Source organism: Arthrobacter sp. Soil764 (assembly GCF_001428075.1).
Lineage (GTDB): Bacteria > Actinomycetota > Actinomycetes > Actinomycetales > Micrococcaceae > Arthrobacter.
Genome location: NZ_LMSI01000023.1, coordinates 18,086 through 37,324, shown reverse-complemented (window position 1 = coordinate 37,324; position 19,239 = coordinate 18,086). Strand labels below are relative to the sequence as shown.

At 66.4% G+C, this 19,239-nt stretch carries 20 protein-coding genes; 9 read left to right on the top strand and 11 right to left on the bottom strand.

The genetic code is table 11. From position 1 onward, the window contains the following. Nucleotides 1–46 precede the first annotated feature (46 nt). Nucleotides 47–1,027, top strand: coding sequence for a formimidoylglutamase (hutG, locus tag ASG86_RS16935; RefSeq protein ID WP_056337021.1), 981 nt, complete (start codon nucleotides 47–49; stop codon nucleotides 1,025–1,027). Between the two features lie 19 nt (nucleotides 1,028–1,046). On the opposite strand, the gene ASG86_RS16930 is transcribed toward hutG, so the two are convergent. Both ASG86_RS16930 and ASG86_RS16925 read right to left on the bottom strand, forming a co-directional pair. Further along, the gene (locus ASG86_RS16930; RefSeq protein ID WP_056337018.1) at nucleotides 1,047–1,715 is read right to left on the bottom strand and encodes a response regulator; all 669 of its coding nucleotides are present in this window, start codon (nucleotides 1,713–1,715) and stop codon (nucleotides 1,047–1,049) included. Continuing rightward, on the bottom strand, nucleotides 1,712–3,292 hold the full coding sequence (locus ASG86_RS16925; protein WP_056337015.1) for a sensor histidine kinase: 1,581 nt from the start codon (nucleotides 3,290–3,292) through the stop codon (nucleotides 1,712–1,714). Before ASG86_RS16925 ends, ASG86_RS16930 begins: the two co-directional genes overlap by 4 nt. Nucleotides 3,293–3,588: 296 nt before the next feature. Between ASG86_RS16925 and ASG86_RS16920 the strand changes: the two genes are divergently transcribed. The 4 genes from ASG86_RS16920 to ASG86_RS16905 are packed head-to-tail and all read left to right on the top strand — an operon-like array spanning nucleotide 3,589 to nucleotide 7,090. Then, nucleotides 3,589–4,599, top strand: coding sequence for a Bug family tripartite tricarboxylate transporter substrate binding protein (locus ASG86_RS16920; protein WP_056337012.1), 1,011 nt, complete (start codon nucleotides 3,589–3,591; stop codon nucleotides 4,597–4,599). Then, nucleotides 4,596–5,099 carry a tripartite tricarboxylate transporter TctB family protein gene (locus tag ASG86_RS16915; protein ID WP_056337009.1) on the top strand — a complete coding sequence of 168 codons (504 nt, stop codon included), beginning with the start codon at nucleotides 4,596–4,598 and terminating at the stop codon, nucleotides 5,097–5,099. Before ASG86_RS16920 ends, ASG86_RS16915 begins: the two co-directional genes overlap by 4 nt. Then, nucleotides 5,100–6,638 (top strand): tripartite tricarboxylate transporter permease, encoded by a 1,539-nt coding sequence (locus ASG86_RS16910; protein WP_056337006.1) that lies wholly within the window; start codon nucleotides 5,100–5,102, stop codon nucleotides 6,636–6,638. A gap of 59 nt (nucleotides 6,639–6,697) precedes the next feature. Next, nucleotides 6,698–7,090: a universal stress protein gene (locus ASG86_RS16905; protein ID WP_056337001.1), complete on the top strand. Its 393-nt coding sequence runs from the start codon at nucleotides 6,698–6,700 to the stop codon at nucleotides 7,088–7,090. Here the strand turns inward: ASG86_RS16905 and ASG86_RS16900 are convergent. Then, nucleotides 7,087–7,968, bottom strand: a complete 882-nt coding sequence (locus ASG86_RS16900; protein WP_056336998.1) for a fumarylacetoacetate hydrolase family protein — start codon at nucleotides 7,966–7,968, stop codon at nucleotides 7,087–7,089. The two genes, ASG86_RS16905 and ASG86_RS16900, sit on opposite strands and share 4 nt — an antisense overlap. Before the next feature lie 207 nt (nucleotides 7,969–8,175). Between ASG86_RS16900 and ASG86_RS16895 the strand changes: the two genes are divergently transcribed. Then, a complete protein-coding gene (locus ASG86_RS16895) occupies nucleotides 8,176–8,436 on the top strand; it encodes a hypothetical protein (RefSeq protein ID WP_056336995.1) in 261 nt (86 codons plus the stop codon). A gap of 120 nt (nucleotides 8,437–8,556) precedes the next feature. Here the strand turns inward: ASG86_RS16895 and ASG86_RS16890 are convergent, their stop codons facing one another. The 6 genes from ASG86_RS16890 to ASG86_RS16865 form a co-directional block, all read right to left on the bottom strand. Further along, nucleotides 8,557–8,793: a hypothetical protein gene (locus tag ASG86_RS16890; RefSeq protein ID WP_056336992.1), complete on the bottom strand. Its 237-nt coding sequence runs from the start codon at nucleotides 8,791–8,793 to the stop codon at nucleotides 8,557–8,559. A gap of 162 nt (nucleotides 8,794–8,955) precedes the next feature. Next, on the bottom strand, nucleotides 8,956–10,548 hold the full coding sequence (gene hutH, locus ASG86_RS16885) for a histidine ammonia-lyase (RefSeq protein ID WP_056336989.1): 1,593 nt from the start codon (nucleotides 10,546–10,548) through the stop codon (nucleotides 8,956–8,958). Between the two features lie 99 nt (nucleotides 10,549–10,647). Further along, nucleotides 10,648–12,357 carry a urocanate hydratase gene (gene hutU, locus ASG86_RS16880; RefSeq protein WP_056336987.1) on the bottom strand — a complete coding sequence of 570 codons (1,710 nt, stop codon included), beginning with the start codon at nucleotides 12,355–12,357 and terminating at the stop codon, nucleotides 10,648–10,650. A 140-nt stretch (nucleotides 12,358–12,497) separates the two neighbouring features. Further along, on the bottom strand, nucleotides 12,498–13,322 hold the full coding sequence (locus ASG86_RS16875; protein ID WP_056336985.1) for an IclR family transcriptional regulator: 825 nt from the start codon (nucleotides 13,320–13,322) through the stop codon (nucleotides 12,498–12,500). A 132-nt stretch (nucleotides 13,323–13,454) separates the two neighbouring features. Next, on the bottom strand, nucleotides 13,455–13,700 hold the full coding sequence (locus ASG86_RS16870) for a hypothetical protein (protein ID WP_056336982.1): 246 nt from the start codon (nucleotides 13,698–13,700) through the stop codon (nucleotides 13,455–13,457). A gap of 71 nt (nucleotides 13,701–13,771) precedes the next feature. Next, a complete protein-coding gene (locus ASG86_RS16865) occupies nucleotides 13,772–14,746 on the bottom strand; it encodes an NAD(P)-dependent alcohol dehydrogenase (RefSeq protein WP_327019834.1) in 975 nt (324 codons plus the stop codon). 240 nt (nucleotides 14,747–14,986) lie between these two features. Between ASG86_RS16865 and ASG86_RS16860 the strand changes: the two genes are divergently transcribed. Next, complete coding sequence (locus ASG86_RS16860) at nucleotides 14,987–16,477, top strand: amino acid permease (protein WP_056336980.1); 1,491 nt, start codon at nucleotides 14,987–14,989, stop codon at nucleotides 16,475–16,477. 67 nt (nucleotides 16,478–16,544) lie between these two features. Here ASG86_RS16860 and ASG86_RS16855 read toward each other — a convergent pair whose 3' ends face one another. Next, on the bottom strand, nucleotides 16,545–17,408 hold the full coding sequence (locus ASG86_RS16855; RefSeq protein WP_056336977.1) for an SDR family oxidoreductase: 864 nt from the start codon (nucleotides 17,406–17,408) through the stop codon (nucleotides 16,545–16,547). 140 nt (nucleotides 17,409–17,548) lie between these two features. Here ASG86_RS16855 and ASG86_RS16850 point away from each other — a divergent pair, with 140 nt between their 5' ends. Continuing rightward, nucleotides 17,549–17,935 carry a winged helix-turn-helix transcriptional regulator gene (locus tag ASG86_RS16850; RefSeq protein WP_056337459.1) on the top strand — a complete coding sequence of 129 codons (387 nt, stop codon included), beginning with the start codon at nucleotides 17,549–17,551 and terminating at the stop codon, nucleotides 17,933–17,935. Nucleotides 17,936–18,103: 168 nt separating this feature from the next. Then, nucleotides 18,104–18,370, top strand: coding sequence for a hypothetical protein (locus ASG86_RS16845; protein ID WP_056336975.1), 267 nt, complete (start codon nucleotides 18,104–18,106; stop codon nucleotides 18,368–18,370). Between the two features lie 28 nt (nucleotides 18,371–18,398). On the opposite strand, the gene ASG86_RS16840 is transcribed toward ASG86_RS16845, so the two are convergent. Next, entirely contained in the window at nucleotides 18,399–19,148 is a 750-nt protein-coding gene (locus tag ASG86_RS16840; protein WP_056336972.1) for a 3-hydroxybutyrate dehydrogenase, read from the bottom strand. Between the last annotated feature and the right edge of the window lie 91 nt (nucleotides 19,149–19,239).

Sequence of the window (19,239 nt, the reverse complement as noted above, 5' to 3'; positions counted from 1 at the left end):
GGCGGCGCTGCTGGTTTTCGTGCCCGGCATGCGGTGAGCTTGAGGCATGTCCCTCCAGCTTCCCGCCGTCGACGTCCCGCCCCAGCCCTGGACCGGAAGGTTCGACGGCGACGGCCCCGGCCACCGCCGCTGGTGGCAGGCCGTGAACCAGCCCGGCAACGCCACGGCGGGAGCCGCGGGCGCGGACGTTGAGGCGGGGGCGGCGGCCGGCAGGCCCGTGGCCCTGCTGGGCTTCGCCAGCGACGAGGGGGTACGCCGGAACAAGGGCCGCACCGGCGCGTCCGCCGCCCCCGCAGCGTTGCGGAAGGCGCTGGGTCCGTTGGCTTTCCACCTGGACCGTCCGGTGTCTGACATCGGCGACGTAGCGGTAGCCGGGGAGGACCTGGAAGCCGGTCAGGAACGGCTTGGCCGGGCGGTGGCATGCCTGCTCGATGCCGGCCACCAGACCGTTGTCCTGGGCGGCGGACATGAGACTGCCTACGCGAGCTATCTCGGCGTCACTGCATCACCGGCTGTCCGGGACGGGCAGCGCCTTGGCGTCCTGAACCTCGACGCCCACTTCGACCTCCGTGACGAGCCCATGCCCAGTTCGGGGACTCCGTTCCTGCAGATGGCCCGCGCCGAAGCGGACGCCGGGCGCGAATTCCGGTACGCCGTCGTCGGCATCTCGGAGCCGAACAACACCCGGGTCCTGTTCGACACCGCGGATAAGCTGGGCGTGCGGTACCTGCTGGACGAGGACTGCGACGCGGACCGGGTCCGGGGCTTCGTGGCCGCGTTCCTGGCGGACATCGACGTGCTGTACCTGACCATTGACCTGGATGTGCTGCCCGCCGCGGTGGCGCCCGGCGTGAGCGCGCCTGCAGCCTACGGCGTGCCGCTGCCTGTCATTTCTGCGGTGTGCCGGCAGGTGGCGCAGAGCGGAAAGCTCCTGCACCTGGACGTGGCGGAGCTAAACCCTGCGTTCGACGTTGACGGCCGGACCGCCAAAACCGCTGCGCGTCTGATCAACACCCTGCTGCGGTGAAGAATGCCGCCGCCTGGCCTCAGGATCCTTTGAGGACGTACCGCCGTTCCGGCCGGCCCACGCCGTACTTGAGCCGCACCTCCAGCGTGCCTTCGTCGTGCAGGTACTCCAGGTAGCGGCGCGCGCTGACGCGGGAAGTGCCCAGCTCCTGGGCTACTTCGGCGGCCGAGACGTCACCGGCGGCGGCGTTGACCGCCGCCTCCACCAGCCTCAGCGTCTCAATGCTGCAGCCCTTGGGAAGTGGACGTTCGCTGCGGTCAAGGCCGAACACGCGGTTGACGTCCGATTGCTCGGCCACGTCCTTTGAGGCATCCAGGCTTTGGTAGGCGTTGCGGTAGTGCTCCAGGCGCTCCTGCAGGTCTGTCTGCGAAAATGGCTTGATCAGGTAATGAACAATGCCGCCCCGCAGCGCCTTCCGCACGGTTTCGACCTCCCGTGCGGCACTGATGACCAGCACATCCAGCTCCGGTGCCACGCTGCGCAGGCGCTGCATCAGGTCAAGGCCGTTGATGTCCGGCAGGTGGATGTCCAGCAGTACCAGGTCCGGCTTCAGCCGTTCGGTTTCCGCAACGGCCTGGGCGCCGGTATGCGCGGCGCCCACCACCGTGAATCCGGGCGTGCGCTGGATAAAGCCGGCGTGCACCTTGGCCACCATGAAATCGTCATCGACGATCAGGACCTTGATCATGGCTGGGTACTCCCTTGTTTCAGCACGGCGGTAAAGACAGCCCCATTATCGTTTGCCACCGTCAGGTTCCCGCCACTGCGGCGGCACACCACCCGGCACAGCGCCAGCCCAAAGCCGCGGCTGCCGGCCGGTCCGGGTTCCTTGGTGGTGAAGCCCTGGCGGAAAATGTGGTCCGTGGAGCCGCCAGGAACGCCGGGGCCGTTGTCCCGCACTGTCACCACAACGTCTTGTCCGGCCTTGCCCTCCACCAGCACCCTGACGGCTGCCTGCGGAAGTCCGCTGACGGCGTCGAACGCGTTGTCCACCAGGTTCCCCACCACCGTGGTGAGGTCCCGGGACAGCTCGTCATCCACCTTGTCCAGTACGGAGTCGGGGTCCAGCTGCAGGGCAACGCCGCGTTCGGTGGCGAGGCTCGACTTGGCAATCAGCAGGGCAGCGAGCGCGGGATCCTTGATCCGGCCGGTCACTTCATCGTTGAGCCGGGTCCGGTCCACGGTGGCACCGTTGACGAACTGGACCACGGAATCGTACTCGCCGATCTGGATGAGGCCGGAAATGACGTGCAACTGGTTGGCGAACTCATGCGCCTGGGCCCGCAGGGTGTCGGTGGCGGTGCGGGTGGTGCCCAGTTCCTGCTCCAGTTCCGAGAGTTCCGTGCGGTCGCGAAGCGTGGTCACCGAGCCAATCACCTTGCCCCGGGATTGGATGGGCACCCGGTTCATCACCACCAGCCGGTCCCCCACGAGCACCAGCTGGTCCGGCCCGGGCTGGTCACGGGTGAGGACTTCCTTGAGGGCGGGTTCGACGGCGAGGCCCGCCACCCGCTTGCCCACGCAGTCAGGCGGGAGTCCCAGGAGGGCACGCGCACTGTGGTTGGCCACCGTGATCCGCTCGTTCAGGTCCAGCGCCACCACCCCCTCCTTGAGGCCGTGCAGCATGGCTTCGCGGTTTTCCACCAGGCTGGTGATCTCGCTCGGTTCCATCCCCAGGGTCTGCCGCTTGACCCGCCGTGACAGCAGCAGGGAACCGGCGATGCCCAGGACGCTCGCAACGCCAAGGTAGGTGAGGAGATTGGGCACCGCATCACCCAGCCGCTCGAGCACGGTGGGATAGTTACGGCTGATGGAGGCGATGCCGATCATCCGGCCGGTGTCGTCCAGGACCGGAACGTGGGCGGACAGGAGCGGGGCGGGCGTCCCGCCCACCACTCCGGTCCAGGCCCTGCCTTCCATCACCCTGCTGGCGCCGAGCTCCAGCGGCTCGCCCAGCAGGCTGGGGTCCGAGGATGCCACCACGGTGCGGTCCAGTCTTGCCAGCGCCACCCGGGATGAACCGGACACGATCCGCACGGATTCCGCCACCGCCGGGAGCACGGCCCCGCCCCGCGGTTCAGCGTTCGGGAGGAGCTCGCGCACGGTCGGGTTGCCGCCCAGGGCCTCGGCGGCCGAAAGGGCACGCCTGCCTTCGATCCGTTCAAAGGCCGCAGCGGACTGGGCCAGGGAAATGGCCACGACGCCCACCAGGACAGCCAGGACAATGAGCAACTGCAGCAGAAGGTACTGCCCCGCGAGGGACATTCCTCGTCGTCGAGTCACAATGGGCTTCCTGGTGTTTGCTGGTGGGCCGGGGTTGTCCGGCGGCGCTGCCGGCGTCTTCTTATGCGCGCAAAAGTACGGGGTGCAGGGCCGCCGGTGGTACCGGGAACTATATCCCAAAGCCCGCGGCAGGGCGGTTGTGGGGTTTTGGAAACGTGAACGCAATGAACACAACTTTCTCTGCGTACACAAGAGCGATCCCGGTCACGGACACCCCTAGCATCGAAACCACAAGTCAGCCGCTGCTGATCAGATTTGTTTTGAGAGAAGAGGAACCCATGCGCCAGATCCGCGCATTGCGAATTGCCGCCGTTGCCGCCGGCATCGCCCTGATGGCCACCGGTTGCGGTGCCACCAGCAAGAGCTCCACCGGTGCCGAGAGCTCCGGCGCCGCTGCCGGACCCATCACCGGCCTGCAGATCATGGTCCCCAACACCCCCGGCGGTGGTTACGACACCACCGCCCGCGCCGCCGCAAAGGTCCTCGACGACGAGAAGATCTCCACCAACACGGAGGTCTTCAACCTTGCGGGCGCCGGCGGCACCGTTGGCCTGGCCCGCGTCGTGAACGAGAAGGGCAACGGCGACCTGGCGATGCTCATGGGCCTGGGCGTGGTGGGCGCCAGCTACACCAACAAGTCCGAGTCCAAGCTGACCGACACCACTCCCCTTGCCCGGCTTATCGAAGAGCCCGGCGCGATCATGGTGGGCAAGGATTCCCCGTACAAGACCATCGATGACCTGGTGAAGGCGTGGAAGGCTGATCCCGGCTCCATCGCCGTGGGCGGCGGCTCCTCCCCGGGCGGCCCCGACCACCTGCTGCCGATGCAGTTGGCCGGTGCCGTGGGTATCGACGCCACCAAGGTCAACTTTGTCTCCTACGACGGCGGCGGCGACCTCCTGCCCGCCATCCTGGGCAACAAGCTGGGCTTCGCCGCTTCCGGCGCCGGCGAGTTCCTGAAGCAGATCGAATCCGGTGAGGTCCGCGTCCTGGCCACCTCCGGCGAGAAGCGCCTGGAAGGCGTGGACGCACCCACACTGAAGGAATCCAAGATCGACCTGGTGTTCACCAACTGGCGCGGCGTTGTGGCCCCTCCCGGAATCAGCGACAAGGACAAGGCTTCCCTGATCGCCGCCCTGGAGAAGATGCACGGCACGGCCGGCTGGAAGGAAGCGCTGAAGACCCACGGCTGGACCGATGCCTTCATCACCGGTGACCAGTTCAAGACCTTCCTCACCGAGCAGGACAAGCGGGTGGCGGACGTCCTCACCAAGCTTGGGTTGGCGTGACCTCCCTGACCACAGGTCTCAAAGGCCGCTCCGAGCTGGGAGTTGCACTCCTGCTCGGGGCGGCCGGCGTCATGGTCTTCCTGGACGCCAACGGCCTGGTAACCCCGTATTCCAAGTCCGACCCGGTCGGCCCCAAGACCGTGCCGTTCATCGTGGCCGGACTGCTGGTGGTTTGCGCCGTGCTGCTGGCCATCAACGTCCTCCGCGGCGGCCAGGGCGAGGCTGAGGGCGGCGAAGACGTCGACCTCACGCACCCCGCCGACTGGAAGACCGTCCTGCGGCTGGCCGGCGCCTTCATCCTGAACATCCTGCTGATCGACTGGGCCGGCTGGGTGATCTCCGGAACCATCCTGTTCTGGGGCAGCGTCCTGGCCCTCGGCAGCCGCCGCTACGTCCGGGACGGGCTGATCTCCGTGGCCCTGTCCCTGCTGACCTTCTACGGCTTCTACCTCGGCCTGGGCATCGCGCTGCCGGCCGGCCTCCTGGAAGGAATCCTCTAAATGGACGTCTGGTCCTCCCTGATGGACGGCTTCGCCACCGCCCTGACCCCCATGAATTTCCTGTACGCCGTCATCGGCGTCATCCTGGGCACCGCCGTCGGCGTCCTCCCCGGCCTGGGCCCGGCCATGACCGTAGCCCTGCTGCTTCCCGTCACCTACGCCCTGGAACCCACCAGCGCCTTCATCATGTTCGCCGGCATCTACTACGGCGGCATGTACGGCGGTTCCACCACCTCGATCCTCCTCAACACCCCCGGCGAATCGTCCTCTGTGGTCACCGCCATTGAGGGCAACAAAATGGCAAAGGCGGGCCGGGCGGCGCAGGCGCTTGCGACGGCGGCAATCGGCTCGTTCGTCGCCGGCACCATTGGCACGGCCCTGCTGGCCGTCTGCGCACCGGTTGTGGTGAAGTTCGCCGTGAGCCTCGGCGCGCCCAGCTACTTCGCCATCATGGTTTTGGCCCTGCTGGCCGTCACGGCCGTGCTCGGCTCGTCGCGGCTGCGCGGTTTCGCTTCCCTGGGCCTCGGCCTGGCCATCGGCCTGGTGGGCATGGACTCCGTGACCGGCCAGCGCCGCCTGACCTTCGGCCAGCCGCTCCTGGCGGACGGCCTGGACATTGTTGTGGTGGCCGTGGCCATCTTCGCCGTAGGCGAGGCCCTTTGGGTCGCCGCCCACCTCCGCCGCACTCCCCTGCATGCCATTCCCGTGGGCCAGCCCTGGATGGGCAAGTCCGACTGGAAGCGCTCCTGGAAGCCGTGGCTGCGCGGTACCGCCTTCGGCTTCCCGTTCGGCGCACTGCCGGCTGGTGGCGCCGAGATCCCCACCTTCCTCTCCTACGTCACCGAAAAGCGGCTCAGCAAGCACCCCGAAGAGTTCGGCAAGGGTGCCATCGAAGGTGTGGCCGGCCCGGAAGCAGCCAACAACGCTGCTGCCGCCGGCACCCTGACCCCCATGCTGGCCCTGGGCCTGCCCACCAATGCCACCGCCGCCGTCATGCTGGCCGCCTTCACCTCGTACGGCATCCAGCCGGGTCCGCAGCTCTTCGAAAGCCAGGGACCCCTGGTGTGGGCACTGATCGCCAGCCTCTTCATCGGCAACCTGCTGCTGCTCCTGATCAACCTGCCGCTGGCACCGATGTGGGCCAAGCTCCTGCAGCTTCCCCGGCCGTACCTGTACGCGGGCATCCTGTTCTTCGCCACGCTGGGCGCCTACTCGGTGAACCTGCAGGCGTTCGACCTGGTGATCCTGCTGGTCCTGGGCGCGCTCGGATTCATGATGCGGCGCTTCGGGCTTCCCGTCCTGCCGCTGATCCTCGGCGTCATCCTGGGCCCGCGGATCGAAGGGCAGCTCCGCAAGACCCTGCAGTTGAGTGCGGGTGACCCGGCAGGGCTCTTGAGCGAGCCGATCGCCGTCGGGATCTATGTCATCATTGGCCTCATCCTGGTCTGGCCCTTCGCCTACAAGCTGTTCCGCCGCAGCCGTCCGGAGCGCAAGCCCTTGGTTCCCGCCAATTCGGGCGCGGCGGATTACAGCGACTGAGCGGGCGTGCCAGCCGGCAAACCCATCTACCCACATCGAGCAGAAACTAAGGAGACACCATGACCGTCGTTGTGGGCTACGTCCCGACCCCCGAGGGCGAAGCTGCCCTGACCCAGGCCATCACCGAAGCCCGGAAGAGCAACAGCACACTGGTGCTGATCAATTCCTCCAAGGGTGAGTCGACGGTGGACAGCCGTTTTGCCCCGGATGGCGAGATCCAGGACATCGAGCAGCGGCTGGCCGGCCAGGGCATCAAGTACGTGATCAAGCGGCCGGTCCGCGGCCATGATGCCGCGGCTGAGGTGCTGGACGCCGCCGAGGAACACAACGCCGAACTGATCGTGATTGGCCTTCGCCGCCGCACCCCCGTGGGCAAGCTGATCATGGGCAGCACGTCCCAGCGCATCCTGCTGGAGGCGGACTGTCCGGTCCTGGCCGTAAAGGCGGGCTAGGCCGGAACGGCCGCCGGTGCCCGGAACAGCTCCTGGCGCTGGCGGCCCAGGCCCTCCACCTCCGCCTCCACCACGTCGCCCGGCCGGAGGTAGGGGAAACGGCCGCTGAGGGCCACCCCCTGGGGCGTTCCGGTGAGGATCACGTCGCCCGGCTCCAGCCGCATGTACTGGCTGCAGTGGTGGACCAGCGTGGGCGCATCGAAGATGAGCTCCGACGACGAAGAATCCTGGCGCGGCTCACCATTCACCCAGCTGCGCAGCCTCAGGTTGCCGCCGTCGATCCCGTCTGCTGGAACCAGCCAAGGCCCCAGGGGCGTGGACCCGGGAAGGGACTTGCCCTTGGTCCATTGACCGGCCGCTCCGGGCAACTGGTATTCCCGCTCCGACAAGTCATTGGCCGTGACGTAGCCGGCAATGCACGCGGCGGCTTCTTCCACCGAGCCGAGGTAACTGGCTTCCCTGCCGATCACGATGCCCAGTTCCACTTCCCAGTCGTAGTGGGTGGATCGGGGAGGCATCGGGGCGGGGTCGCAGGGCCCGGTGACGGTGTTGCTGGGCTTGAGGAAGACGACGGGGATTGTGGGCGGCTCGGCACCTGATTCGGCGGCGTGGGCTGCGTAGTTCATCCCGATCCCCACCACTGAGCCCGGCCGGGCTAAGGGGGAACCAATCCGGAGTGCAGCCACGCCTTCCAGGACGGGCAGTTCCCCGGCCTCCAGTGCTTTGCGCACGTTGGCCAGGCCGCCCGAGCCAAGGAACGCTCCATCCACATCAGCGGTAAGGGGCAGCAGGCTGAAGTACCGGTCGGTTCCGTCCGCCGAAGACACCAGCACGGCAGGCTGTTCACTGCCGCTTTCGCCCAGGCGCATGATCTTCATACCGGATTCTCCTCAAGCTGTATCGATCGGGGTGCTTCCGGGCTTGCGGGCCCGCCATTCCATGGTCGTCGATCACGGGTCCGGGCAACGAACGGACGCTTTATGACTGCACCTCTCCAGCTGGAATAGGACAGTCATCTGACATCTAGCAGGAGCAGTCGGTAGAATGGTGGAGCCACCCCGGCACGAAACACAGAAAGTTCAGTAATGACTACAGCCACTTTGGAGCGGATCCCCGCCGCTGCCGAGCCCACGGGAGGACCTGCCGTCCGGTCCCTCAGCCTGGAATTCTCCAGCGCCAGCGAGGTCCACGCAGGACTGGAAAAGGCCGTGGCCGAGATGATTGAGGTGGCAGCAAAGGATGCCGAGTGCGGCATCCGCGTCACCCGCCTGCACCCGGGAAGCTACACGGTAGCCCTGGATGCATCAGTGCCTTTCGGCGAAACGTATGAGTCCTTCGCCGCCTGACCCGCCCTACCGGCCGTCACGGCCTCACCCGGACCACAGCCGCCAGGGTGTCCGGCAACGAAAAATCCCCGCTCTGCCGTACGGCAGTGCGGGGATTCTTGTTTGCTGCTGGCGGGACTGTTAACCGCGGCGGACCTGCACCCCGTCAGACTTCAAAAAGAGCTGCTTTTCAGTGGGACCGGCCGGCACAAGCCACAGAACGTTGCCGCTCTGGGACACTTCCTCCACCTCCCCGGCGGCTACAACATGTGCCTGCTTGATGATCTCGACGTGATCGCCGGGCTGGAGGGACCTCCAGTCCGAAACCACGGCGGAATGGGCATTTCGCTTCGACAGGACTGCCCCACGTGCTTTCATGTGAACTTCTACCCCTTTGTATCGTTCTGCTGCCACAGCCTCTTTGATGTGACTTTCACTACATCTTCAGTTCTACTACACTCCCGGCGCCACGGTGGGCCGTGGCGCCGGAAATTCCACCTTTTGGACGGACAGTCCAAAAGCGCTGAAGATTCTTCGCTGTCAGGCCAGCGGCCCGACGGCGGATTCGGCCGCGCGGAGCACGTCACCTGAGGCCACCAGGCGGTCCGCCGCTTCCAGTTCCGGTGACAGGAACCTGTCCGTCCCCGGCCCCTCCACCACCTCGCGCAGCGCGGCCACCACAGCGGTACCCGCTGGCCCCGGCGTCAGGACCCCACCGGAGAGCTGGGTGCGGATATCCAGAGCGCGGGCCGAGGTCACGAGTTCGATGGCAAGAACGCGGCGGAGGTTCTCCACGGCCTTCCGGAGCTTTCGCGCCGCGTGCCAGCCCATGGACACGTGGTCCTCTTGCATGGCGGAACTCGGGATCGAGTCCACGGACGCCGGAACGGCAAGCCGCTTGTTGTCCGAGACCAGGCCGGCCTGCGTGTACTGGGCGATCATCAGCCCGGAGTCCACGCCGGGGTCGGCCGCGAGGAAAGCCGGCAGGCCATGCGAGCGGGCAGGATCGAGCATGCGGTCAGTCCGGCGTTCGGCGATCGAGCTGAGATCGGCCACCGCGATGGCCAGGTAGTCCAGGACGTAGGCCACGGGCGCGCCGTGGAAGTTGCCGTTGGAGCTGACCCGGCCATCGGGAAGGACCACGGGGTTGTCGATCGCTGCAGCCAGTTCCCGCGTGGCCACCAGTTCCGCGTGGTCAACGGTGTCGCGGACGGCGCCGGCAACCTGCGGGGCGCAGCGCAGCGAGTAGGCATCCTGCACCCGGGAATCCCCCACCCGGTGTGAAGCAACGATGGGCGAATCTGACAGCACGCGCAGCATGTTGTCCGCACTGGCGGCCTGGCCGGGGTGCGGCCGAAGCGCGGCGTGCAGCTCGGGCAGGAACACCTGGTCGGTGCCCAGCAGCGCCTCGACGCTGAGCGCGGCGGTGATGTCCGCCGTCGTCAGCAGTTGCCGAAGGTCGGCGATGGCCATGAGGAGCATGCCCAGCATGCCCTCGGTGCCGTTGACCAGCGCCAGGCCTTCCTTTTCGGCCAGCGTTACCGGCTCGATGCCGTGTTCTGCCAGCAGCTCAGCGACCGTCCGCTCTCCCCGCCCGCCGTAGGTCACGCCGTCGGGCCCTTCCGCCTCCCCTTCGCCCATCAGGACCAGGGCGCAGTGGGACAGCGGCGCCAGGTCACCGGAGCAGCCCAGCGAGCCGAACTCGCGGACCACCGGGGTGATGCCGGCGTTGAGGACGTCCACCATGGTCTGCAGGACCACGGGGCGGACGCCGGTACGTCCGGAAGCCAGGGTCTTGGCGCGCAGGAACATGATGCCGCGGACCACTTCCCGTTCCACGGCCGGGCCCATGCCGGCGGCGTGGCTGCGGATCAGGGACTTCTGCAGCTGCGTGCGCAGTTCGTTGGGAATGTGGCGGTTGGCCAGGGCGCCAAAACCGGTGGAGATGCCGTAGGCGGGGACGTCGCTGGAGGCGAGGTCGTCAATGTGGGCGCGGACCTTGGCGACGGTGTCCAGGGCGTCCGGGGAGATGGTCACCTTGGCGTCGTGGCGCGCGACGGCGAGTACATCCCCGGGCGTAACGCCGACGGAGCCAAGGGTGACGGTCAGTGGTTCGTGAGTAATGGCTGTCATGGAAAGTTCCTTGTTGTATTCCCATCGACTGCTCCGTACTTGTCGTTTTGGAGGCTCTAAACGACACCTACGGAGCAACCGATGAGGGGTGGTCCGGGGTCAGCGGGTTTCGGCGGGGCTCTCTTGCATCGGGATGCGGACGCCGCGCTCTTTGGCGACGTCGAGGGCGCGCTCATAGCCGGCGTCGGCGTGGCGGATGACGCCCATGCCGGGGTCATTGGTGAGGAGGCGTTCGAGTTTTTGGGCGGCGAGGTCGGTGCCGTCGGCGACGGAGACCTGGCCGGCGTGGATGGAGCGGCCGATGCCGACGCCGCCGCCGTGGTGCAGGGACACCCAGGTGGCACCGGAGGCGGTGTTGAGCAGGGCGTTCAGCATGGGCCAGTCGGCGATGGCGTCCGAGCCGTCCTTCATGGCTTCGGTTTCGCGGTACGGCGAGGCGACCGAGCCCGAGTCCAGGTGGTCGCGGCCGATGACGATGGGCGCCTTGACCTTGCCGTCCTTGACCAGCTGGTTGAACAGGAGGCCGGCCTTGGCGCGTTCGCCGTAGCCGAGCCAGCAGATGCGTGCCGGCAGGCCTTCGAACTCGACGCGCTCCTGGGCGGCGTCGATCCAGCGGTGCAGGTGCTTGTTCTCCGGAAAGAGCTCCTTGATGGCTTCGTCCGTGACGCGGATGTCTTCCGGGTCGCCGGACAGGGCAACCCAGCGGAACGGGCCAAGCCCTTCGCAGAACAAAGGCCGAATGTAGGCCGGGACGAAGCCCGGGAATTCGAAGGCGCGGGTGTAGCCGCCCTTGCGGGCCTCATCGCGGATGGAGTTTCCGTAGTCGAACACTTCGGCGCCGGCGTCCTGGAATTCCACCATTGCCTGCACGTGCCGGGCCATGGATGCCTGGGCCTTCTTGGTGAACCCTTCCGGATCCGCCTCGGCTTCGCGGTGCCACTCCTGCACCGAAATGCCTTCGGGCAGGTAGGACAGGGGGTCGTGGGCGGAGGTCTGGTCCGTGACGATGTCCACGGTGAGTTCGCCGGCTTTGTGGCGGCGCAGGATCTCGGGGAAGACTTCGGCGGCGTTGCCCACGTAGCCCACGGACCAGCCGCGGCGTTCCTCCTTGGCCTTGAGCACCTTGGCGATGGCGGCGTCGAGGTCGGTTTCCACCTCGTCCAGGTAGCGTTTGCCGGCGCGGCGGCGCAGGCGGGTTTCGTCGACGTCGACAATCAGGCAGGCGCCGTCGTTCAGGGTGACGGCGAGCGACTGGGCACCGCCCATGCCGCCGCAGCCGCCGGTGAGGGTCAGCGTGCCGGCGAGGGTGCCGTTGTCATCCCCGGTGAGCTTGCGGGCGATCGCGGCGAAGGTTTCGAAGGTGCCCTGCAGGATGCCCTGGGTGCCGATGTAGATCCACGAACCGGCGGTCATCTGTCCGTACATCATCAGGCCCTCGGCCTCGAGCCGGCGGAATTCGGGCCAGTTCGCCCAGTCGCCCACCAGGTTGGAGTTGGCCAGCAGCACGCGGGGAGCCCACTCGTTGGTGCGGAACACGCCCACCGGCTTGCCGGACTGGACCAGGAGGGTTTCGTCCTTTTCCATGGTTTCCAGCGTGCGGGTGATGGCATCAAAGGCGGCCCAGGAGCGGACGGCCCGGCCGGTGCCGCCGTAGACCACCAGATCGTCCGGGCGCTCTGCCACCTCCGGGTCCAGGTTGTTCATCAGCATGCGCAGCGGGGCTTCGGTCTGCCAGGACTTGGCGGTGAGCTCGGTGCCGCGGGCTGCTTTGACCGGGCGGGCACCGGTGGTGAAATCGGCGGGTGCCATGATGGGCTCCTTTTCTTGGTGTCTGAGATTTCGAAGAAGTTCTGTAACAACTAAAGCGCCTGGAGAAGGGGCTTCACAGGGCTTTCAAGGGGGTGGTGTCCGGAGTCCCAGACAAGCCCCTGCCTCGTTTTTAGACAGCCTTATTTGACCGGGCGTCCGTGGATTCGGACGGAGAGTTCGTCGGCCACTTTCTGCACCCGGGCGGCCAGCACCGGCCACTGGTCATGGGGCAGTTTGTCCTCCAGGAAGGTGACTGCGACGGCGGCGGTGGGCCACCCCAGATGGTCCGTGACGGCGGCGGCGATGGAGCCGAAACCGGGCGTCACCTCCCCGTGTTCGGTGGCATATCCACGCTGCCTCACCTGGTCGAGGTGCGAGGACAGCGCGGAATACTTCATGATGGCGCCCTCCACCTCGTGCCGGGCCGAGAAGGCCGCTGCATTCGGATACAAGGCGCGCACCTGGGACTTAGGCAGCGCTGCCAGGATGGCCCGGCCACTGGCGGTGAGGTGGCTGGGCAGCCGGACGCCGACGTCCGTCACCAGGGAAGGACGGTTCTTGGCGCGCTCCTCCACGATGTACAGGACGTCGCGGCCATGCAGGACGGCAAGGTGCGCACTCTCGCCAATGGTGTCCACCAAACCCGCCAGCAGGGGGCGTCCCAGGCGGGACAGCGGCTCCTGCCGGGAGTACGCCGAACTGAGTTCGAATGCGCTGATGCCCAGCCCGTACCGCTGCTCCTCATGGAGATGTAGGACGAAGCCATTGGCCTCCATCACCCCCAGCAGGTGGTAGACGCTGGACCTGGGCAGGTCAAGGCTGGACGCGATCTGGGATGCGGCCATGGGGCCACGCCGCGAAGCCAGCAGTTTGAGGATGCGCAGCGTGTTCTCGGCGGCAGGAACTTTTGACGCCTTGACCGCGGCGCGCGGCGCTTCGCTGTCTCTGCTTAGTACAGTGCTCATGGCCTGGAAGGTTCTTTCTGCGTAGCTATGTCCGGTATCCCGTACTTAAGCTTGCGCCCTCCGCAGGCTTTCGAAGTTCGGGCAACCGCACGCGCTGTCTGAGATACCAGACGCCTTCCGGTGAGCCGCGAGTTACGTCCCTGAATACCCCGCAGACAGCCTCACTTTCAAGACGTCAATCCTCGCCTGGATCCGCGCGACGTCTTCGAGCTGGCCCAGGTAAAAGCCCTTCCTGGCCACTGCATCCACGGTGCGGCCGTAGGACGATGGCGGGCTATTTTCCGTGGTTGCCCACCGTGCCAGGGCACCCCAGAGTGTCCATCGGATTACCTCAAGAGCTTGTCTGTTTGCGGCGTCCCAGTCCGCTTCGCTTTCCATGCCTCCAGCGTCACGGACGGGCCCGCCAGGATCATCCTGCCTTCGTGCCTATGTGGATAACCCGGCCGAGTTCAGATGCTGAGCACAACTTTGCCGCGTGCCCGCCCCTCGTGGAGGTACCGGACGGCGGCCGGCGCTTCGGCAAGGGGAAAGGCTTTGTCCACCGCGGGCTTGACGCTGCCGGCTTCCATCAGCGATGCAAGAGCCTCCAGGTCCAGGTGCGTTTCCTTTGCCACAAGCCCTTTGAACTTCCGGCCGGAAAACAGGGAGATCAGTGGGGCAACAAGGGACCGCTCAAATCCGCCGGTCAACTTGCTGCCCCCTTCGCCACCAATGATCACCAGGGTGCCCTTGCGTACGAGCAGGCGGCGCAGGAAAGACAGCGGGCGGTTTCCCGCCGCGTCCAGGATAAGGTCGTATACCTTTCCGGCGCCCGCGATATACGTCTTGGTGTAGTCCACCACGGCATCCGCCCCGAGGGAACGCACCAGCTCAACCTTGCCCGTGCTGCACACGCCTGTCACCTCTGCTCCGAAGGCCTTGGCCAGCTGGACCGCAAAGGAGCCCACTCCCCCGCCCGCGCCAAGGATGAGTACCTTCTGGCCGACGGTGACCTGGCCGGCGTCACGGACAGCCTGCAGGGCGGTGACGCCGGAAATTGGCGAAGCCGCCGCTTCTTCGAAGGTGAGGTGGGACGGCTTGCGGGCCACCTTGTCATCCTTGGCGCAGACATACTCGGCAAAAGATCCCTCGCAGGTCCCGAACACCTCGTCCCCAGGAGAAAAACGGGCCACCCCAGGCCCCACGGCTCCCACAACGCCGGCCACTTCCCGGCCGCGCACGGGAACTTTCGGCTTCTTCAGGCCGTAGCCGAAAAGCCGGACCAGATACGGCAGCCCGGTCATCAGATGCCACACGCCTTGGTCCACGCCCGCTGCCCGCACCCGGATCAGCACCTCACCGTCGGCGGGCTCCGGCCGGGCGATGTCCCGCAGCTCCAGCACGTCTGCCGATCCATAGACGTCCTGCACGATTGCTTTCATCATCGATCTCCTTCGGGCTGCTGGTCAGGGAGCACAAGGTGAAGCAGGGCATCCGCCCGGTTACCGGCGGCCCCTCACGGTATGGAATAGCCGGAGTCGAGTCAAGGGGTGTGCGGGGTGGTCGGGAAAAGAAACTGTTCGTCTGGAATGAAAGACACCAACCCGCCGTGAGCCCCATCACGGTGCTCCCGAAAATGGTCTGCTGGTTAGCGGCTCCCCTCCCAATGACGAGAAGGTATTTGCATGCAACCAGCTCCAACCCCAACCCGGAACGAAACCGCGGCGGAACAGCACAACCCTAGGGCCGTCGTCGGACACGTCCTCACCAGGGGCCTGAACGTGCGGCACATCCGCTTCATGGCCCTGGGATCGGCCATCGGCACCGGCCTCTTCTATGGCTCTGCGTCCGCCATCCAGAAAGCGGGCCCGGCCGTCCTGCTGGCCTACATCATCGGCGGCGCCGCGGTCTTCATGGTGATGCGGGCCCTCGGCGAGATGGCCGTCCGGCACCCGGTGTCCGGTTCCTTCGGCCAGTACGCCAGCCGCTATCTCGGCCCGCTGGCAGGCTTCATCACCGGCTGGACCTATGTGTTCGAAATGGCCATCGTAGCCATCGCGGATGTCACCGCCTTCAGTATCTACATGGGCTTCTGGTTCCCGCAGGTGGACCGCTGGATCTGGGTCCTGGCGATCATCTTCTTCCTGGCCGGACTAAACCTGCTGAGCGTCAAGGTCTTCGGCGAACTCGAGTTCTGGTTCTCGCTAATCAAGGTCGCGGCCATCATCGCCATGATCGCCGGCGGCGCTGCCATCATCGTCTTCGGCTTCCAGGCGGCCGATTCAACCGTTACCCCCGGCCTGGGCAACCTCGTGGAACATGGCGGGGTCCTCCCGTTCGGCTTCGAAGGGCTGCTCGCTTCCTTCGCCGTGGTCATGTTCGCCTTCGGCGGGATCGAAACCCTGGGCATCACCGCCGGCGAGGCCGCCGACCCCAAGAAGGTCATCCCCAAGGCAGTCAACACCGTCCCCGTGCGCGTCCTGCTGTTCTACGTCCTCACCCTGGGCGTCCTCATGAGCCTCTTTCCGTGGGACCAGATTGGCAGCAACGGCAGTCCCTTCGTCCAGATCTTCAGCGGCTTGGGCATCCCCGCGGCACCCCACATCCTGAACGCCGTGGTGATCACCGCCGCGCTCTCCGCCATCAACAGTGACATCTTCGGTGCCGGCCGCATCCTCTTCGGGCTTTCCAACCAGGGCCACGCGCCGGCTGCCTTCGGCAAGGTCTCCCGGCACGGCGTCCCCTGGATGACTGTGGTCATGATGGCGGGAATCCTGCTGGTGGGCGTGGTCCTCAATGCAGTCATTCCGGAGGACGTCTTCCTGGTGATTGCCTCGATCGCAACGTTCGCCACGGTCTGGGTATGGGTGATGATCCTCGCGTCCCATGTGGCGATGAAGCGGGAAATCGCCCGCGGCGGACTGCCGGCGTCGGAATTCCCGTCCCCGTGGTGGCCTGCCGCATCGGTCCTCACCATCGCGTTCATGGTGCTGGTGATCGCCGTCCTGGGTGCCTTCGAGGACACCCGCATTGCCCTGTACGTGGGCGCCGCCTGGCTGGGACTGCTGGTGGTGGCCTACAGGCTGTGGATTAAAGGTGACGGCCGACGCCGTGCCCACCTTGAGGACCAGACGTGGCCGCTGCCGGTGGTCAGGACTGTCCGCGACGGCGGGTAGGCACGTCCGGTAACGCCAAAGGTGCCCGGCCCCTACAAGGGGCCGGGCACCTTCGTTTTCCGCTGCCTTATGCCGTGGCTGCGGCGGACCGGACCGCCTGGCTGAGCGACGTCGTCGGACGCCCAATGAGCTTCCGGAGGTCGCCGGTGCTGACCAGGAGGTCACCGCGCGCAATGCCCAGATCCGAATCAGCGAGGATCTCCGCGAACGTCTCCGGCACCCCAACGCCGGTGAGCAGGCCAACGTAGTCGTCGGCGGGCAGGTCGTTGTAGCTGATGGTCTTTCCGGTGGCAGCGCTGATCTCGGAGGCGAGGTCCGCCATGCTGAAAGCCTCATCGCCGCCGAGCTCGTAAACCTTGCCGGCCTGGTCATCGGCCACCAGGACCGCGGCGGCGGCGTGGGCATAGTCGGCCCGTGCGGCCCCGCTGACCTTGCCCTCCCCGGCACTGCCCGCGAGCGCGCCCTGCGCGAGCGTTCCCGGGAGCTGCTCGGTGTAGTTTTCCAGGTACCAGCCGTTCCGCAGCAGGACGAAGGGGATACCGGATTCACGCAGCAGCGCCTCCGTGGCCTTGTGTTCGCCGGCCAGTTTCATGGAGGTGGTGTCCGCATTGGCGATGCTGGTGTAAGCCAGCAGCTCCACGCCTTCGGTCTTGGCGGCATTAATCACGGTGCGGTGCTGTTCCACCCGCTGCCCCACTTCGCTGCCGGAGATCAGCAGCACCCGCCGGGCGCCACTGAGGGCGGCGGCCACGGAACCGGCATCGGCGTAGTCCATCTGCTGCACGCGGACCCCGCGTGCAGCGAAATCCGCCAGCTTTTCCACGGACCGGCCGGCAGCCACGATATCCGCAGCCGGTACGCCCTGCTCGAGGAGGGCTTCAAGAACGTGGCGGCCAAGCTGTCCGGTGGCGCCTGTCACAACAATGCTCACGATGGTTCCTTTCGGGAGTTTTACTCTGTCCAAGGGCACAACCAAGGCGCGGCGGCAAAACTTCCCGATGGAGAGTACGCACTTCGAGGTAAGGTACTGACCCAAGAGTAAGTAACCATACTTCCGGTAAGCTGATGGGCATGGAAACAGCGCCGCACGCGGCTCCCCTCCCCCAGGCCTTTGCCGACGGCGTGTTCCCGGCCGGGTGCCCCAGCCGGACCCTGCTGGACCACATCACCAGCAAATGGGGTGTCCTGATCCTGATTGCACTGTCCGAGGGCGACCAGCGGTGGAGCGACCTGCGGCGGCGGGCCGAGGGCATCAGCGAGAAAATGCTGGCCCAGACGCTTAAGACGCTGGAGCGTGACGGCCTGGTCAGCAGGAGGGCCCAGCCTGTCATTCCGCCCCGGGTGGATTACAGCCTCACGGAGCGGGGCTACGAATTGAGCGCCCTCCTGGTGCCGCTCGTGGCCTGGGCGTTCGACAACGCCGAGGACATCATCAACGGAGTTTCCCAAAGCAAGTAATGCCCCTCCGGAAACTCGAGTACCTGTTACTGATGTTGCTGGTGTGATTAGCGCCTAGCGTGGGCGTACGGTGGCGGCCGGAATGGGAGGACCATCCTCTGCTGGGAGCGTTCCGGCCAACCAACACCGTTAGCGGGCGGCAGGCTGCCGCCTGGAGGAGTTGGTGACATGGCCAGGGACGACTACGCACCGGATCTTTCGCATTTGGGCCAGCCGCTCAGCGTCGGCGATGCCCTGGCCCGGGCCCTGCGCCGGACACGGGACACCTTCAGCCCGCGCTGCCCTTACCGGGTGGGTGACACTGTCATCGGCGACGACCCCTTCAGCGGCAGGCGCGAAGGGGTCGTCGTATGGCGGGACCGGCGTTCAGTGGGGGTGAAGACCACGTACGGCGTCTTCTTCTTCGACCACCGGCTGGTCAGATTGCTGGATTGAGGTTGGCGCGGGGCCGGCCCAGGCAGGCCTACCGCGCGGACCAGCCCCCATCCATCGTGTAGCTGGCGCCGGTGACCATGCCCGCGTCCGGGGATGCCAGCCATGACACCAGGGAGGCCACCTCTTCCGGCTCCACCAGGCGCTTGATGGCGGACTCGGTGAGCATCACCCTGGACAGGACCTCGGACTCGGGAATGCCGTGCACCTGGGCCTGGTCCGCGAGCTGCTTTTCCACCAGCGGCGTGCGAACGTACCCGGGGTTCACGCAGTTCGAAGTGACACCGTGCTCCCCGCCCTCCAGCGCCGTCACCTTGCTCAGCCCTTCCAGGCCGTGCTTGGCGGAGACATACGCGCTCTTGAACGGGGAGGCACGGATACCGTGCACCGAGGAGATATTGATGATGCGGCCGAACTTGTTGGCGTACATGTGCGGCAGTGCCGCCCGGATCAACAGGAACGGGGCCTCCAGCATCAGGGCGATGATCCTGCGGAACTCTGCTGGATCGAACTCCTCAATGGGGCTGATGCGCTGGATCCCGGCATTGTTGACCAGGATGTCGCAGTCCAGGCTGAGGGTGGACAGGGCGTCAACGTCCAGCAGGTCCACACTCCACGCGGTGCCGCCCACCTCATCGGCAAGCGTCGCCGCAGCGGCGGAGTCGACGTCGGCCACCACCACTTTCGCTCCCCGTGCGGCAAGTGCACGCACGCACGCAGCGCCGATTCCGCTGGCACCGCCGGTGACCAGCGCCTTGCGTCCATTCAACGTGTTGTCCATGGCAGTTCTCCTTTGTGCGCCCGAATGGTCCATCATCAGCTCAAAAATTCAGGAGGCGTCACGGCCGGCCCGGGCCGTGCCGCCCAGCAGC